Below are 510 nucleotides of genomic sequence, written 5' to 3' on the forward strand. Positions count from 1 at the left end.
GAGGCCGGCGACGGTGAGGGTCTTGGTGTCGGCGACGGTGAGGGTGCCGCCGGTGAGGGTGAGGCCGGTGAGGGTGCCGGTGCCGACGGTGTTGTCGCCGCCGTCGATGCGCAGGCCGGTGCCGGTGGTGGTGGTGGCGGTGCGGGTGCCGCCGGTCCAGGCGGCGGTGCCGGTGACGGTGCTACCGGTGAGGGTGCGGTTCCAGGCGCCGGTGTCGGGGGTGTCGGCGACGCCGCCGCCTTGCAGGGCGAGGGTGCCGGTGGTGGCGGTGACGGTGCCGGTGTCGGCGAACCCGACGGTGGAGGTGACGGTGGTGCCGGTGGTGGCGAGGGTGACGGTGGTGGTGCCGGCGTTGACGACGGCGTTGGTGCCGGGGCCGCCGAAGTCGGTGATGCCGTTGGTGCCGGTGCCGGTGATGGTCCAGGTGCCGCCGGTGGCGTTGGTGAAGCGGCCGCCGCCGTAGAAGCCCCAGTAGCCGCAGCCGGTGTCCCAGGTGAGGGTGCCGGTGTT

Annotated in this window: 1 pseudogene; it reads right to left on the reverse strand. The window is 74.3% G+C overall.

What is annotated here, in order from left to right:
- Positions 1–510: pseudogene (locus tag ACXR2U_RS24115) on the reverse strand (hypothetical protein); the annotation flags it as partial.

This window comes from Jatrophihabitans sp. YIM 134969 (genome assembly GCF_054456675.1).